At 72.1% G+C, this 15,041-nt stretch carries 12 protein-coding genes; 6 read left to right on the top strand and 6 right to left on the bottom strand.

The annotated features are described in order from the left end of the window. Positions 1-27 precede the first annotated feature (27 nt). Both NYZ98_RS25705 and NYZ98_RS25700 read right to left on the bottom strand, forming a co-directional pair. Entirely contained in the window at positions 28-729 is a 702-nt protein-coding gene (locus NYZ98_RS25705) for a class F sortase (protein WP_262845801.1), read from the bottom strand. Between the two features lie 142 nt (positions 730-871). After that, the gene (locus tag NYZ98_RS25700) at positions 872-1,699 is read right to left on the bottom strand and encodes an MBL fold metallo-hydrolase (protein WP_262845799.1); all 828 of its coding nucleotides are present in this window, start codon (positions 1,697-1,699) and stop codon (positions 872-874) included. A gap of 472 nt (positions 1,700-2,171) precedes the next feature. Between NYZ98_RS25700 and NYZ98_RS25695 the strand changes: the two genes are divergently transcribed. Beyond that, the gene (locus NYZ98_RS25695) at positions 2,172-3,545 is read left to right on the top strand and encodes an FAD-binding oxidoreductase (protein ID WP_262845798.1); all 1,374 of its coding nucleotides are present in this window, start codon (positions 2,172-2,174) and stop codon (positions 3,543-3,545) included. Positions 3,546-3,695: 150 nt separating this feature from the next. Here NYZ98_RS25695 and NYZ98_RS25690 read toward each other — a convergent pair whose 3' ends face one another. Together NYZ98_RS25690 and NYZ98_RS25685 are read right to left on the bottom strand one after the other, a co-directional pair. Then, positions 3,696-4,733, bottom strand: a complete 1,038-nt coding sequence (locus NYZ98_RS25690; RefSeq protein WP_262845796.1) for an NAD(P)-dependent oxidoreductase — start codon at positions 4,731-4,733, stop codon at positions 3,696-3,698. Continuing rightward, on the bottom strand, positions 4,723-5,181 hold the full coding sequence (locus tag NYZ98_RS25685) for a nitroreductase family deazaflavin-dependent oxidoreductase (protein WP_262845794.1): 459 nt from the start codon (positions 5,179-5,181) through the stop codon (positions 4,723-4,725). Before NYZ98_RS25685 ends, NYZ98_RS25690 begins: the two co-directional genes overlap by 11 nt. A gap of 256 nt (positions 5,182-5,437) precedes the next feature. On the opposite strand from NYZ98_RS25685, the gene NYZ98_RS25680 reads away from it, so the two are divergent. From NYZ98_RS25680 to NYZ98_RS25660, 5 genes are all read left to right on the top strand, one after another. Continuing rightward, positions 5,438-5,830, top strand: a complete 393-nt coding sequence (locus tag NYZ98_RS25680) for a YciI family protein (RefSeq protein WP_262845905.1) — start codon at positions 5,438-5,440, stop codon at positions 5,828-5,830. Then, the gene (locus tag NYZ98_RS25675) at positions 5,827-6,993 is read left to right on the top strand and encodes an epoxide hydrolase family protein (RefSeq protein ID WP_262845792.1); all 1,167 of its coding nucleotides are present in this window, start codon (positions 5,827-5,829) and stop codon (positions 6,991-6,993) included. Before NYZ98_RS25680 ends, NYZ98_RS25675 begins: the two co-directional genes overlap by 4 nt. Positions 6,994-7,083: 90 nt before the next feature. After that, positions 7,084-8,373 carry an alpha/beta hydrolase family protein gene (locus NYZ98_RS25670; protein ID WP_262845790.1) on the top strand — a complete coding sequence of 430 codons (1,290 nt, stop codon included), beginning with the start codon at positions 7,084-7,086 and terminating at the stop codon, positions 8,371-8,373. 178 nt (positions 8,374-8,551) lie between these two features. Then, positions 8,552-10,495 carry an amidase gene (locus NYZ98_RS25665; protein ID WP_262845788.1) on the top strand — a complete coding sequence of 648 codons (1,944 nt, stop codon included), beginning with the start codon at positions 8,552-8,554 and terminating at the stop codon, positions 10,493-10,495. Continuing rightward, entirely contained in the window at positions 10,492-10,677 is a 186-nt protein-coding gene (locus tag NYZ98_RS25660; protein ID WP_262845786.1) for a hypothetical protein, read from the top strand. The genes NYZ98_RS25665 and NYZ98_RS25660 overlap by 4 nt, the downstream gene beginning before the upstream one ends. Here NYZ98_RS25660 and NYZ98_RS25655 read toward each other — a convergent pair. Together NYZ98_RS25655 and NYZ98_RS25650 are read right to left on the bottom strand one after the other, a co-directional pair. Beyond that, entirely contained in the window at positions 10,672-12,540 is a 1,869-nt protein-coding gene (locus tag NYZ98_RS25655) for an ABC transporter ATP-binding protein (protein WP_262845784.1), read from the bottom strand. The two genes, NYZ98_RS25660 and NYZ98_RS25655, sit on opposite strands and share 6 nt — an antisense overlap. Next, the gene (locus tag NYZ98_RS25650) at positions 12,537-14,339 is read right to left on the bottom strand and encodes an ABC transporter ATP-binding protein (RefSeq protein WP_262845782.1); all 1,803 of its coding nucleotides are present in this window, start codon (positions 14,337-14,339) and stop codon (positions 12,537-12,539) included. Before NYZ98_RS25650 ends, NYZ98_RS25655 begins: the two co-directional genes overlap by 4 nt. Positions 14,340-15,041 lie beyond the last annotated feature (702 nt).

Here is a 15,041-nt window from a genome sequence, read left to right as displayed (position 1 = left end):
CGGTATCGCCCTGGTTCCGATGTCCGGTCAGGCTGGAACGGCGAACACATAGACGTTGTCGTCATAGGAGCGGGCGGACGCGTCGAAGGCGCCGCCGCAGGTGATCAGCACCAGCCGCCGCGGGCCGGCGGGACCCGCGAACGCGGTGGGATCGGTTCCCGCCCGTTTCGACAGCGCGGTGACCTCGGTGACCCGCCACGCGCTCTGCCGCCCGTGGGCGTCCGCGGTGTAGATCAGCTGGCCGGGGCGCAGGCGCGCGAGGCGCCTGAACGCGAAGGGGGCCATCCCGCCCCAGCTCACGTGCCCCGCTATGGTCACCTCGCCCGTGGCCGCCTCCAGGGGAGCGGACCCGGCCCACATGCCGACCTCGCCGGGCACCCGGGGCGGGACCAGGACGCCGTCCTCGACCTCGGCCCTGCCGATCCTCGCGGTCACCCCGAGGGCCGGGACGCGGATGCTCGACGCCCGCAGGCCCGGCTGGTGGCGGACCGCCGGGCGCTCCCCGTGCGACCGTGGCGCCGCCGCCTTCGCCGCCGCGCCCGGTGCCGGGTCGGGAAGGGGGGCGGGGGGCGGCTCGGCCCTGCGGGTGCCGCCGACGACGACCAGGATCACACCGGCGGCGATCAGGGCGGGCAGGGCCACGATCGCGGCGGTACGGCGGCCCCCGGCCGTGACCGTCGCGGACGAGGCGGGCTCCCGCGCCGGGGAAGGGAACCTCGGATCTGCCATCGCGCACCTATGGCCCTCGATCGACTACGGTCTGCAACGTATCAATCCCGACGTGCCGCCCTACCTTGGACACTCTGCACATCAGCCGACGATTACCGCCACATAGCCAGAAATTAGGCCACCGTACCGGCCGTCCCGAGCGTCAGCCGAGGTCCACGGTCAGCCCGCCCGAGGCCACGCCCACCCGGCCGGGGAACGTGCCCGCGGCCGTCTCGCGGGCGCGGTCCGGATCCGTCCCTGGCTGCAGGTGGGTCAGCAGGAGCCGCGCGGCCCCGGCCTGGGCGGCCTGCGATCCTGCCTGGCGGGCGTTGCCGAGGTACCGGGCGGCGTCGCCGGGGGGCGGGTCAAGGAAGGTCGCCTCGGCCACCAGGAGATCGGCGTCCCGGGCCAGCGTGACCACCTCCGGGCTCGGGCCGCTGTCCCCGGTGTAGGTCAGCGTCCTGCCCCCGGCGGTGAGGCGCAGGCCCGCGTTGGGCACCGAGTGGGGCAGCAGCCGCGTGCCGACCGTGAACGGCCCCACCTCGAACCGGTCGCCGGCCTGGAAGTCGTGCAGCACGTAGGCGTCGTCGAGCATGCCCGGCCGGTCCAGGGCGAGGACCGCGTCGAGGGCCCCGGGCAGCGTGTACACCGGCAGGGGCGGCGCGGGCTCCGCGCAGTACGTCCTCGCCCGCAGCAGGGGGTTGAGGTCGGCGCAGTGGTCGGGGTGCCCATGGCTGATCAGGACCGCGTCGACCTGCCCGGCCGTCATCCCGCCTCCGGTGCTCCCCTGCCCATGCGTGGTGTCGCGCGAGCCCGTCGTCCCGAGTCCGGCCGGCGTACGATCCGCCGCCGGCAACCCCAGCAGCCGGGGCAGGGTCGCGTACCCCACGTCCATCAGCAGCCGGAACCCGTCATGCTCGACGAGGAACCCGCTGCACGCCTCCTCCGCCGTGGGCCATGCCCCGCTGCCGCCGAGAACCGTGAGTTTCATCTGCCTGTCCCTTGCCGTGCCGCCCGATGACACCGGATATGTGCGTTATGGCCGCATTATTCCGTATTCGGGGCGGCGGGCGTCCGGGGCCGCCACCCGGCGCCGGCCCGCCGGGCGGTGAATGGTCCGCGGGTATGCGCCGTACAAGGCCCGGCCGGAATCGAATTCAGTGGCGGACGGGGGCTCCCGCGGCCCATCAGGCCCCCCGGGGGTACGCCGCCGCCCGGCGATCTGGGGGTACCCCTATTTCTCTAGGGGTACGAGCGGCCGTCACGAGAGTTTCCGCAGGTGAAAGGCCATTCGATGGCCACGGGTACCCCACCCCTATTCGGGTTGAAAGTCGATTCTCCGGCAGAGATGATTTATAAAGGAGAATCCCTCATCGATGGCTCCGTCATCGTGGGAACATGAGCACGGCATTTTCTGTCAGCGACGTGCGGCAGGCAAGAAGGCGCCGCGAAGGAGTTCCCTTATGCATGTCTCGCCCGTCACGATCTCGCGCCTCCAGGCTGCCCTCAAGGGCCGGGTGATCGAGCCGGATGACACCGATTACGACCAGTTGCGCGCCGTCCACTACGGCGGCTTCGACCGCCGGCCGGCGGCCATAGCCCGGGTCGCCGACGCCGAGGACGTCGCCGCCGTCATCGCCTACGCCCGCGAGACCGGCGTGGAGCTGGCCGTCCGCAACGGCGGCCACAGCAACGCCGGCCACAGCGTGACCGAGGGCGGCATCGTGCTCGACCTGCGCGACCTGAACGCGATCGACATCGACGTCGAAGGACGCACCGCCTGGGCCCAGTCCGGGGTGACCGCGGGCGCGTACACCCTCGCGGCCGAGGCCCACGGCCTGGCCACCGGTTTCGGCGACACCGGGTCCGTCGCCATCGGCGGCATCACCCTCGGAGGGGGGATCGGGTTCCTCGTCCGCAAGCGCGGCATGGCCATCGACCACCTGCTGGCCGCCGAGATCGTGACCGCCGACGGCCAGATCCTCCAGGTCGACGCCGACAACCACCCCGACCTGTTCTGGGCGATCCGGGGCGGCGGCGGCAACTTCGGCGTCGTCACCCGCCTGCGCTACGACCTGCACCAGCAGGGCCCCATCGTCGGCGGCATGCTGATCCTCCCGGCCACGCCGGAGATCATCGCCGGGTTCGTCGCCGAGGCCGGGGCCGCGCCCGAGGAACTGTCCACCATCGTCAACGTCATGCCCGCCCCGCCGATGCCGTTCCTGCCCGAGGAGATGCACGGCAAGCTGATCCTGCTGGCCTTCATGGCCTACTCGGGTGACGCCGAGAACGGGGACGCCGTCATCGCGCCGTTCCGCGCGCTGGCCACCCCCCTGTTCGACATGGTCCAGACCATGCCGTACTCGGGCATGTTCCCCCCTGAGGAGGGCCCCGACCAGTCGACGGCGGTGGCGCGCACCATGTTCCTCGACACCGTCGACCTGAGCGTGGCCCAGATGATCGCCGAGTACCTCGAAGCCTCCGACGCCGTGATGCGCGCGGTGCAGCTCCGGGTGCTGGGCGGCCAGATGGCCCGCGTGTCGAACGACGCGACCGCGTTCGCCCACCGCGACAGCCACATCCTGGCGAACGTCGCGGCGTTCTACGAGAGCGCCGAGGAGCGGCCGATCCGCGAGGCCTGGGTCGACGGCTTCACCGACGCCCTCGAGCAGACCGACAAGGGCGCCTACGTCGGCTTCCTGGCCGACGAGGACAGCTCCCGGGTCCGCAGCGCCTACCCGGACGCGACGTGGAACCGGCTGCGGAAGATCAAGGCCCAGTACGACCCGGCCAACCTGTTCCGCCTCAACCAGAACATCCCCCCGGCGACCGACTGACCCCCGGCGACCGGCTGACCCCGCGCGACCACGCGGCCGACGGCCGTAGCGGCCCCCCACCGGCGGTGGGGGGCCGCGTCGCGTTCCGGGCGGAAACCGCAACCGGCGCCGGGCGGCCGTGCGGGATCGGTGGCACGCCGCCGGGAGCCGTCATCCGGGCCCGTCGACCGGGCGGTTGCGGTAGCGGCCGACCAGTTCACGGGCCGCGACCTGCATCCTGGCCGGCGGCAGGCCGCGGGCCATCAGGGTGAGGTCGTCCAGGACCATCTCGCCGATCTCGAGGAACGCCGCCGGGATGCCCCCGGCCCGGTGCGCGGACAGCACCATGCCCTCCAGCCCGCGCGCCGGGTGGCCCGCCGGCACCGGCTCGTCCGGCCACACGTCGACGGCGGCCAGGAACCGCCCCTCGGCGACCCCGGCCACCAGCGCGTCGTGGTCGACGACCGGCGCCCGGCTGACCAGGATGATCCTGGCGCCCGGCGGCACCATCGCCAGGTGCTCGGCGTCGAGCAGGTGGCGGCTCTCGTCGGTCACCGTCGCCAGGACGAACAGGAAGGTGCTCCTGGCGAGGACCTCCCCGAGGCCCGCGGGCACTACGCCGTGCTCGCGCAGCGCGCCGTCCGGCAGCCACGGGTCGTAGACCCGGATGACCGGCGCGAACCCGGTCAGCACGGTGCGCAGCGCGCGGCCGAGGTTGCCGAAGCCGACGAGGCCGACGTCGGCGTTCCGCAGCAGGATGGCGTCGCCGTTGCCGTCGGCGACGTACCGTTCCCGCCCGGCGCGGAAGGCCCGGTCCTCCCTGCTGATCCCGCGTGCCAGGTCCAGGGCCAGGCCGAGGGAGTACTCGGCGACCGCCTGGGCGTACGCCGGGCCGCAGCCGAGGACGTGGACGCCCTGCTCGTAACAGGTCTCGTAGTCGACGTTGGGGTAGAAGTTCCCCTCCACGTTGAGCAGCGCGCGCAGCCGGGGGGCGCGGGCGAGCCGTTCGCGGGGCAGGTCGGGCTGCCCGACGATCGCGAAGGCGTCGGGCAGCGCCCGGTCGAACGCCTCCGGGGAGTCGTCCGCTTCGAGGTCCACCACGGTGAACCGCTCGTGCAGGGCCCTGAACGCCGCCTCGGTGAAGATCCGGCGGGACCCGTGGGGGGCGGGCTTCAGGATGACGACGGGTCTTCCAGGGTCATCCGTCATGGACGTCGGCCGTTCGCCGGAGGACGACCACGGGGATCGTCCGGTGGGCCTTCTCCTGGTATCCGGTGTAGACGGGGAAGACCGAAACCATCATCGTCCACAGTTCGGCCCTCTCCTCGCCGTCGGTCGCGCGGGCCTGGGCGGTGAACTTGTCCGCGCCGACCTGGACGTCGACCTCGGGGTTCGCCAGCAGGTTGAGGTACCAGGCGGGGTGCTGGTCGGAGCCACCGTTCGAGGCCACGACCACGTGGTCGTCGCCGTGCCGCCCGTAGATCAACGCGGTGCGGCGCAGCTTTCCCGACTTCCGCCCCCGGGTGGTGATCAGCAGCGTGTCGTACCCGTTGTTGCGGGCGCCGTCCCGCCCGTCGGACTCGACATAGCGCCTGACATGCTTGGCCACCCACTCCGTGGGACTGTCCACGATCTCGTCCGGCTCTGGCGTTGCCAACGGTCCTCCAGGTGATCATCGGATGCCGCCCACGGTACCCGCGCCCGCGCCGTCACCGTCAAGCCGGGACCGGTACCACGGGGAGCCGCGTGACGGTGCCGTCCTCGCCGGGGGCGGAACGGTCGCGGAGAATCGAAGATAGGGGTTTGCCGGAATTGGTGGGGGTGAGGTGTCGAGAGCGGGGACGGTGTTCCGACCTGTGCTCAGAGGGGCCCGATCGGGGCCGCCACCGATGTGAGGAACTGCCGTGGAATACATGGTGTTGATCTACGCGAATCTTCAGAACTGGGGGCATCCCACCTTCCTGCGCACGCCCCAGGCGCTGGCGATGTCGCAGGACGAGCGCGACGACATGAGCGCGGGGTTCGAGGCGCTGATGAAGGAGATCTCCGAGTCCGGCGAGCTGATCGGGGGCGCGCCCCTGGCCGACCCGGCGAGCGCCACGACCGTCCGGGTGCGCGACGGCGGGACGGTGGCCACCGACGGGCCTTACGTCGAGGCCAAGGAGCAGTTCGCCGGGTACTTCCTGCTCGACTGCGCGAGCCCCGAGCGCGCCATGGAGATCGCGGCGCGCTTCCCCGACGCCCGGTTCGCGGCCGTGGAAGTGCGCCCGGTCATGGGTACGTCCCGCGCGGACCACGCCCGATGAGCACCGCCACCGCCACCGCCGTCGGCGGGGACGTGCGGCCGTTCCGTGTCGAGGTGGCCGACGGCGAGCTGGCCGAGCTGCGCGACCGGCTGGCCCGGGTCCGCTGGGCGCCGGAGCCGGCGGACGGCGCGGGCGGGTACGGCGTCTCCGGCGCCGAGGTGCGTGCGCTGGTCGAGCACTGGCGGGACCGGTACGACTGGCGCGCGTGGGAGGCCAGGCTCAACGAACACCCGCAGTTCACGACCACGGTCGACGGCACCAACGTGCACTTCCTGCACGTGCGCTCCCCCGAGCCGGGCGCGCTTCCGCTGGTGCTCAGCCACGGCTGGCCGGGCTCGGTCGCCGAGTTCCTCGACGTGATCGGGCCGTTGAGCGACCCGCGCCGGCACGGACTGGACCCCGCGATCGCCTTCGACCTGGTGGTGCCCTCGCTGCCGGGGTTCGGCTGGTCGGGGCCGACCCCCGACACCGGCTGGGGCCCGCGCCGGATCGCCCGTGCGTGGGCGAGCCTGATGCGGCGCCTGGGCTACCGGCGCTACGGCGCGGCCGGCAACGACTGGGGCTCCTACATCTCCCCCGAACTCGGGCGGATCGCACCGGACGAGGTCGTCGGCGTGCACGTGACGCAGCTCTTCTCGCTCCCGGACGGGGAGTCGGCGTACTTCCCGCCGACCGCGAGCCCTCTGGACCGGGCCGAGCTGACGCCCGGCGACCGCGCCCTCATCGAGGGACTGCGCCACTTCCAGCGGAACATGGGCGCCTACCACCACGTCCACGCGCAGCAGCCGCAGACCCTCGCGCACGCGCTGTGCGACTCGCCCGCCGGCCTGCTCGCCTGGAACAGCCAGGTGATGCGCGGCCTCGATCCCGACGTCCTGCTCACCCATGTCTCGATCCACTGGCTGACGGGCACGGCCGGGTCGGCGCCGCGGATCTACGCCGAGCAGGAGCGGCAGGAACCCCCCGAAGGTCCCACCACGGTCCCGCTCGGCCTCGCGCAGTTCCCGTTCGACACGCGGCCGATCCGGGCGGACGCCGAGCGCGACCACGCCAACATCGTGTCCTGGAACACCTACGACCGGGGCGGCCACTACGCCGCGCACCAGGCGCCCGACCTGCTGGTGGGTGACATCCGCGGCTTCTTCGCGGCGCTGCGCGGCTGACCTCGCGCCGGTCGTACCGGCCGAAAGTATGATCACGGCTCCTGCCTTCGTCCGATGTGGGGCGCCGGGCCGGGCCCGGAGGATGTGCGCATGTCACGATCACATCCGATGCCGGAAAACCAGGGCCGGACCTCCTTCGGCCGGGGGCGGCGGAACCCGGTCCTGCGCGGCGGCCTGACCGCGGTCGCCGGGCTGCTCGCCCTCGTCGCCGCCGCCCTCCCCTCGTCCGCCGCCGCGGGCCCACCGCCCCCGGCCACCCCCGCCGGGCTCGCGGCCACGCCTGCCGGGCTCGCGACCACGCCCGCCGGTCGCGTCGCCACGCCGAGGCTGCCCGCGCCGACCGGGCCCCATCCGGTGGGGACCACGTCCCTGTACCTCAAGGACACCTCACGGCCCGACCCCTGGGTCCCCGAGGTGAAGGCGCGGGAGCTCATGGTCACCCTGTGGTACCCGGCGACGTCACCGGGCGGTCGGCGGGCGCGGTACATGACGCCGAAGGAGTCGGAGCTCCTCCTGAAGGGCACGGGGGTGACCGGCGTGCCGGTCGACATCCTGAGCAGGACGCGGACCAACGCCACCGTCGGCGCCAGACCGGACGGGCGGCGGCACACCCTGCCGCTCGTGGTGCTCTCTCCCGGTTTCACCTGGCCTGCCGGGTCGCTCACGTCCGTGGCCGAGGAACTGGCCAGCAGAGGGTACGCGGTGGCCGGGATCGACCACACGTACGAGAGCTTCGCCACGACCTTCCCCGACGGGCGGGTCACCACCTGCGCCGCGTGCGAGATCGAGTCCGGCGGGGACTTCGGCGAGCAGGTGGTGAAGAGCCGCGCGGCCGACGTGTCCTTCGTCCTGGACGAGCTGACCGGGCCGCACCCGAAGTGGCGGTTCGGCTCGCTCATCGATCCGGCCCAGATCGCGATGGCGGGCAGCTCACTCGGTGGCGCGAGCACCGTCGAGGTCCTGCTGACGAACCCCCGGGTGCGCGCCGGGGTCAACCTGGACGGCACCATGTTCGCCACGATCCCGCCGGGAGGCCTGTCGCGGCCGTTCATGTTCATGGGCCAGCCGGCGCACCGTACCGGAGGCGACGACCCCACGTGGGACCGCGACTGGAACCTGCTGACCGGGTGGAAGCGCTGGCTCGTGGTGACCGGGTCGGTGCACGCGTCCTTCACCGACTACGACATGCTCGGCCGGCAGATCGGCGTCGACCTCGGTGGCGAGCTCCCGGGCACCCGTTCCGTGGAGATCACCCGCAGGTATGTCCGCGCCTTCTTCGACCTGCACCTGCGCGAGAAGCCGCAACCCCTGCTGGAGGGACCGTCGGCGCGTTACCCCGAGGTCACGTTCTGCGCCCCGGAGACCGGCACCTGCTCATAGCGCTGGTCAGATTTAACGGGATAAGGGCGAATAATCCCGAAATGTCGGCGTGATGATCTGAGTACGCGGCTGAAACGATCTCTGCTTATCGTCTCGCCTGGCGTTCCGGGTGCCGCCGGGCCGTGGCCCTCGGTGCCCGGTTCGCGTGCGACAACCACGGCAGAGACGAGGTACGTACGTGGGACGACACGAGGACGCGGGCGAGACCGGGCAGACCGTCGAGGACGGCGGCCGGCCCACGCTGAGCCGCCGGTTCCTGATCGGCGGCGCCGGCGCGGCGGCCGCGGGCACGGCACTGGGCGTGACCCTGGGCGGCGGGGTCGCGTCGGCGCGGGTCACGACGAAGGGGCCGGAGGCCAAGGGGCCCGGTCAGGGCAGGGACATCTCGGACGCCACGTCGCTGCCCTCGGTGCGGGACATCCCGCGCCGGTCGCGGCTGGTCGACCACGAGATCCTGGAGCTGGCGGCGCTGCTGCGGGCGGGCAGGGTGTCGAGCGTCGAGCTGACCCGGGCCTATCTGGACCGCATCGCCGCGTTCAACGGCCCCTTCGAGACCTACGGGAACAACGGGCTCTACAACGCGTTCGTCCGCCTGGACGAGGCCGGCGCGCTCGCCGCCGCCAAGGCCGCCGACAAGCGCATCTCGGCGTGCCGGCGCGGCGGCGGACCGGTGCCGCTGCTGTGCGGCATCCCCATGGGGATCAAGGACTCCGTCGGGATCAAGGGGCTCACCGCGCAGAACGGCTCGGCCGCGTTCGCCGGGAACCTCGCGCTCCAGGACGCCGTCGTGGTCGCCCGGCTGCGGGCGGCGGGCGTGGTCCTGCTCGGCAGCACGATCTGCTCGGCCTTCTCCGGCTCCATCACCGGCACCTTCGCCGGCAACGCCTGGAACACCGCGTACGTCCCCGGCGGGTCCAGCCAGGGTTCCGGTGTCGCGCCGGTGGCCCGGCTGGCGGCGGCCTGCATCGGCGAGGAGACCGGCGGCAGCATCATCATGCCCTCGGCCGCCAACGGTGCCACCGGCATCAAGCCCTCCCTCGGCACCGTCTCGATCGCCGGCGTCATGCCGCTGTCCCCCGGCTACGACGTGCTCGGGCCGCTGAGCCGCAGCGCCCGCGACTCGGCGCTGATCCTCGCCACCATCCTCGGCCCCGACCCGGTCAACGACCCGCAGACGCTCTCGGCGCCGGACCCCTTCCCCGCGATCCCCCTCACCCCGCGCCGGGGGCGCAGGCCGCTCCAGGGCATGACCATCGGCATCCCGCAGACCGACTGGATGAACGCCGGCGGGTCGATCAAGGTCGGCGTCAGCCCGCAGTCCACCTACGGCGCGGCCCACCTCGCCGCTTTCAACCGGCTGACCGGACAGCTGCAGAGCCTCGGTGCCCGGGTCGTCCAGTTCCCCGGCCTGGACATGACCGACCCGTCCCAGAACCCGTACTTCGCCTCCGCCGACGTGCTGGCCACCGTGGACGGCTCGCCGGTGTCGCCGTCCGCCGCGGTCGTCAACTCCAACCGGTACGAGGTGCGCTTCGCCTCGGCCGTCGCCGACTTCTGCGCGGGCGGCATCCCGTCGGCCGCCGCGGTGGCCACGCTGACCGGCCAGTACGGCCGCCGGGCCCCCGGCGAGGCGGCCGCGAGCTTCGCCGCCGCCGACCGGTTCAACGGCGGCATCTCCGGCGCCGTGCGGTACGAGGGCGAGCAGCGGCGCCGGCGGCTGATCGGCAACTACGCCACGGCGCTGCGCGACCACGGGGTGGACTTCATGCTCGTCATGTCGATCGGCGACGTCATCGGCCAGCGGTCCGGCGGGGCGGGCTTCCCGGTCTTCCGCGCCTACTACCAGGTGCCGAACGCGCTCGGCTGGCCGATGGTCAGCTTCCCGATCGGGTACGCGCAGGGGCTCGCGGTGTCGGCCCAGTTCTGGGGTCCCCGCTTCGCCGAGGCCGACATCACCCAGGCGATGATCGACTACCAGGCCGCCTTCCCCGAGTACCACAACGCGGTGCCGCCGGATCCCGCCCCACCGGCGACCGCGCGGGCCCTGCCGTCCTTCCCCGACGACGGCCCGAGCAACGACCCCCTCATCGGCGAGGCCGAGGTAAGGGCGGCACTGCGATGAGCCTCGGCACCCCTGCGCGGTTCCTCACCGTCGCCTACGGCACCCCGATCGACATCGGCCTGCTCCCACCGGCTCCGGACGAGGGGGACGGCCGGCTGCTGACCGTCGGATGGCAGGCGCGGCTCGGGGCCTCCTTCCTGCCCTACGACCCCGAGGACGAGGAGATCGGGCCCCGGCTATGACAGGCTGTCCAGCCACGCGCGGTGCAGCCCGGCGTAGTGGCCGGCCTCGGTGATGAGCCGGTCCGGGGGGCCGTCCTCGACGACGCGGCCGGCGTCCATGACCAGCACCCGTTCGGCGATCTCGACCGTGGACAGGCGGTGGGCGATGATCAGGGCGGTCCGGCCGGTGAGCACGGTGCGCAGGGCCCGCTGGACGAGCCGTTCGCTGGGCACGTCGAGGCTGGACGTCGCCTCGTCCAGGATCACCAGCGCCGGGTCGGCGAGGAAGACCCGCGCGAACGCCACGAGCTGCCGCTGACCGGCCGACATGCGGCCGCCGCGCTTGCCGACCTCGGTCTGGTACCCGTCCGGCAGTCCCGCGACGAAGTCGTGGGCGCCGATCGCCCGGGCCGCCTCCTCGATCTCGGCCGGGGTGGCGTCCGGGCGGCCGAACCTGATGTTGTCCGCCACGGTGCCGGTGAACAGGAAGTTCTCCTGCGTCACCGTCACCACGGCCCGGCGCAGCGTGGCCTCGTCGAGGTCGCGCAGGTCGACGCCGTCGAGCAGGACGCGGCCCGCCGTCGGGTCGTAGAAACGGGCGATCAGCTTCGCCACCGTCGTCTTGCCCGCGCCGGTCGCGCCGACCAGCGCCACGATCTGCCCGGAGGGGATCTCCAGATGCAGCCGGGGCAGGATCGGCACACCGTCGATGTAGGAGAACTCGGCCCCCTCGAACCGCACCGCGCCGCGCGGGCGGGGCAGCGGCACCGGATGGTCGGGCTCGGCCACCTCGGGTCGCTCCTCCAGCACCCCGGAGAGGTTCGAGAGCGCCGCCCCGGCCGACTGGAGCGTGTTGTAGAACTGGGAGATCTCCTGCATCGGCTCGTAGAACTGCCGCAGGTACAGCAGGAACGCGGCGAGCACCCCCACCGTGACCGCGTGGTGGAGTGCGAGCAGGCCGCCGTACAGCAGGACGACCGCGACGGTGAGGTTGCCGATCAGCTTGATGCCCGGCATGAACACCGCGACCAGGTGCATGCCGCGCGCGCTGGCGTCACGGTAGCCGGTGTTGAGCTCCTGGAAGATCTCCTGGTTGCGCGGCTCCCTGCGGAACGCCTGGACCGCCCGGATGCCGGTCATCGACTCCACGAAGTGGACGATGACCAGCGCCACCGCCTCACGAGTCCGGCGGTACACCACGCTCGACTCGCGCCGGAACCACCGGGTGAACAGCAACAGGATCGGCAGCGGTACCAGCGCGACCGCGCCGAGCGGAAGGTCGAGCACCAGGAGCAGGACCGCGGTGCCGAACATGGTCAGGACGGCGGTCACGATGCTGTCGAAGCCCGACTGCAGCATCTCGGCGATCGCGTCGATGTCGGAGGTGAGCCGGGCGATGACCCGCCCCGAGGTGTACCGCTCGTGGAACGCCAGCGACAGCCGCTGGAAGTGGTCGAAGACGCGGCGGCGCAGCTCCAGCAGGACGTCCTGCCCGATCCGCCCGGAGATCTGGAGGAACGCCTGCCGGGTGAACGCCTGGGTCAGCGCGGCGACCAGGATCGCCGCGACGGTCGCGAGCAGCGTCCCGGTGCCCTCGTGCCGCAGCATCGGCGGGATGCCGGAGTCGATGCCGACCTTCACCAGGTACGGGATCGCGAGCGCGGCCGCGTTCGAGACCACGATGACCGCGATCAGCAGGGTGATGGCCCGGCGGTGCGGGCGCAGCAGGTCGCCGAGCAGCCTGCGGGACCGGGCCCGCAGCAGCAGTGACACCTTGTCCGGCAGCTCGTCTTGCTTCTCGGCGGCGACGCCGCGCCAGCGCCCCGGTTCGGTGGCCGCGCCCGCCCGCGCGCCGTCTTTCGCTTCGGTGGCCGTGCCGCTCATCGCAGCGCCTCCTCGTGGTCGAAGTCGGCGTCCTGGGCCAGGAGCTCCCGGTACTCGGGGACCTGGGACAGCAGCTCCTGATGCAGGCCGAGGTGGGTGATGGTGCCGTCGCGGAGCAGCGCGACCTTGTCGGCGAGCAGCACCGTGGACGCGCGATGCGCCACGACCAGGCCGGTCGCGTCGGCGAGCACCCCGCGCAACGCCTGCTCGACCAGGGCCTCGGTCTCCACGTCGAGCGCCGAGAGGGTGTCGTCCAGCACGAGGATCCTGGGCTTGACGAGCACCGCGCGGGCCAGGGCGAGCCGCTGCCGCTGGCCGCCGGACAGCGACATGCCCTGCTCGCCGATACGCGTGTCGAGCCCCCACGGAAGGTCGTAGGCGAAGGTGGCCTGCACGGTCTCTAACGCCTCGCGTAGTTCCTCCTCGGTCACCGTGTCCCGCCCCAGCGTGAGGTTCTCCCGCACGCTCATCGAGAACAGCGTCGGCTCCTCGAAGGCGGTCGCGACCATGGACCGCAACGCCGGCAGCGAAAGGTCGCGGATGTCCCGCCCGTCGATCGTGACCCGGCCCGAGGTCACGTCGAGCAGCCTCGGCACCAGCGCGGTCAGCGTCGTCTTGCCCGAACCGGTGGCCCCGACGATCGCGACCGTCTCGCCCGGCCGCACGTCCAGCCAGACGTCCCGCAGCACCGGCCGGTCGGCGCCGGGGAACCGGAAACCGACACCCTCGAACCGCAGGTGCCCGCGCGGCCGGTCGATCACCTCGGTGCCGCCGACGATGTCCGGCTCGGTGTCGAGCACCTCCATGACCCGGTCGGCGGAGGTCATCGCCTCCTGCGCCATCGCCAGGATGTACCCGAGCGACGCGATCGGCCACACGAGCTGGAGCATCAGCGTGATGAACGCCACCAGGGTGCCGAGCGTCAGCGTCCCCGCGCCGACCGCCAGCGCGCCGAGCAGCAGCACCATGGCCAGGGTGACGTTCGGGATCACCTCCAGGAAGGTGAAGAAACGGGACGCCAGCCGCACCTTGTCCATCGAGACCCGGTGGATGTCACGCGCGGCGGTGTCGAACTCGGCGAACACGTGCGGCCTGCGCCCGAACGCCTTGACCGTGCGGATCCCGAGCGCCGCCTCCTCGACGTAGGTGGCGATGTCGCCCTGCATGTCCTGCACCTGGCGGGAGACGCGGCGGTACCTCTTCTCGAACCGCAGCGACACGGCGAAAATGGGCACCGCGGCCGCCACGATGAGCAGACCGAGCGGCCAGTACATCCGCAGCAGAAGCACGGTCACCGCGACCAGCTGCACCAGGTTCATGACGAGGAACAGCAGGCCGAAGCCCGAGAACCGCCGGATGGTGGACAGGTCGGTCGTCGCGCGGGACAGCAGCTGGCCCGACTGCCAGTCGCCGTGGAAGCTCATCGGCAGCCGCTGCAGGTGCCGGTACAGGTCATCGCGGATCGCCGTCTCCAGCCCGAGCACCGCCTTGGTCTGCGTCCACCGGCGTACGAACGTCAGGAACGCCTCGACGGCGCCGAGGGCCAGCGCGAGCAGTCCGAGGGGGAGGAGGGCGTCGCCGTGCCCCTGGCCGACCGGGCCATCGATGATCTCCTTGCCCACCAGCGGGATGGCGACGCTGGTGGCGAGGCCCGTCATGGTGGCGAGCCAGATGAGGACCAGGCGCAGGATGTAGGGACGGAGGTAGGGCGTGAGCCGGCGCAGTGACCGGGCTCTCCCGCTACGGGGCGTTTCTAGGGAACCAGGGGCATGATCGGCATCTTTTCCGTCGGAAGGCATGGAACAGGGCACTCCTTACGAGACGGCGCGGGTCGGCGCGGTGGGCGGGGCGATCGCGCTGACGGGTCGCGCGGAACGGTGACACGCGAGAAGCGACAACCGCGGGCGTTGCCCATACGCTCCAAGGCCGTCGCTCCCCGATCAACCGATTTTGCGCCGCACCCGATACCCCACGCCCCGGCAGACGGCCCCGATTCGGCATACCCACAGCGCCGCCATGGTCCACCTGACCGACCTGGGCGAGACGAACGGAACGCCCCTTACCTATTGGCCTTATGTCCTGCTGGGTGTGCGGGCCTGCTTTGGCTGGGTCGGTGGGCTTCGGCGATTGGTCTCGTGTCCTGCTGGGTGTGCGGGTTTGTTTTGGTTGGGTCGGTGGGCTTGTCGGTGCCTCCCACCCGGCGCCGGGTTGGGTGGGCCTGCGCTTGTTGCCCACCCGAACCCGTGACCTGCTGGGGCGGGTCACCAGCGTCCGGCGGGGACGTTGCCTGCTCCCGCCGGCACGGGGTGGGTCTGTGTGTCGCCCTTTCTGCGGGGCACTTTGGTGGTGTCGATTGGTCTCGTGTCCTGCTGGGTGAACCGCGCCGGGATTGATGGAGACTTCATCGGTTGGAAAGGATGGAGTCCATGTCAGGTCGATCCAGTTCCCCTCACCCTGCCCAGCGTCGCTATCCACCGGAGCTGAAGGAACGGGGGGTGCGG

Origin of the sequence: Sphaerisporangium corydalis (genome assembly GCF_025506355.1) — a bacterium.
GTDB classification, from domain to species: domain Bacteria; phylum Actinomycetota; class Actinomycetes; order Streptosporangiales; family Streptosporangiaceae; genus Sphaerisporangium; species Sphaerisporangium corydalis.
This window is presented reverse-complemented; position numbering and strand designations above follow the sequence as displayed.

Bases quoted from the DNA above. Each gene is read 5' to 3' on its own strand.
- NYZ98_RS25700 (WP_262845799.1), bottom strand. From the start codon at position 1,699: ATGAAACTCACGGTTCTCGGCGGCAGCGGGGCATGGCCCACGGCGGAG.
- NYZ98_RS25655 (WP_262845784.1), bottom strand. From the start codon at position 12,540: ATGAGCGGCACGGCCACCGAAGCGAAAGACGGCGCGCGGGCGGGCGCG.
- NYZ98_RS25650 (WP_262845782.1), bottom strand. From the start codon at position 14,339: ATGCCTTCCGACGGAAAAGATGCCGATCATGCCCCTGGTTCCCTAGAA.
- NYZ98_RS25660 (WP_262845786.1), top strand. From the start codon at position 10,492: ATGAGCCTCGGCACCCCTGCGCGGTTCCTCACCGTCGCCTACGGCACC.
- NYZ98_RS25690 (WP_262845796.1), bottom strand. From the start codon at position 4,733: ATGACGGATGACCCTGGAAGACCCGTCGTCATCCTGAAGCCCGCCCCC.
- NYZ98_RS25670 (WP_262845790.1), top strand. From the start codon at position 7,084: ATGTCACGATCACATCCGATGCCGGAAAACCAGGGCCGGACCTCCTTC.
- NYZ98_RS25695 (WP_262845798.1), top strand. From the start codon at position 2,172: ATGCATGTCTCGCCCGTCACGATCTCGCGCCTCCAGGCTGCCCTCAAG.
- NYZ98_RS25680 (WP_262845905.1), top strand. From the start codon at position 5,438: ATGGTGTTGATCTACGCGAATCTTCAGAACTGGGGGCATCCCACCTTC.
- NYZ98_RS25705 (WP_262845801.1), bottom strand. From the start codon at position 729: ATGGCAGATCCGAGGTTCCCTTCCCCGGCGCGGGAGCCCGCCTCGTCC.
- NYZ98_RS25675 (WP_262845792.1), top strand. From the start codon at position 5,827: ATGAGCACCGCCACCGCCACCGCCGTCGGCGGGGACGTGCGGCCGTTC.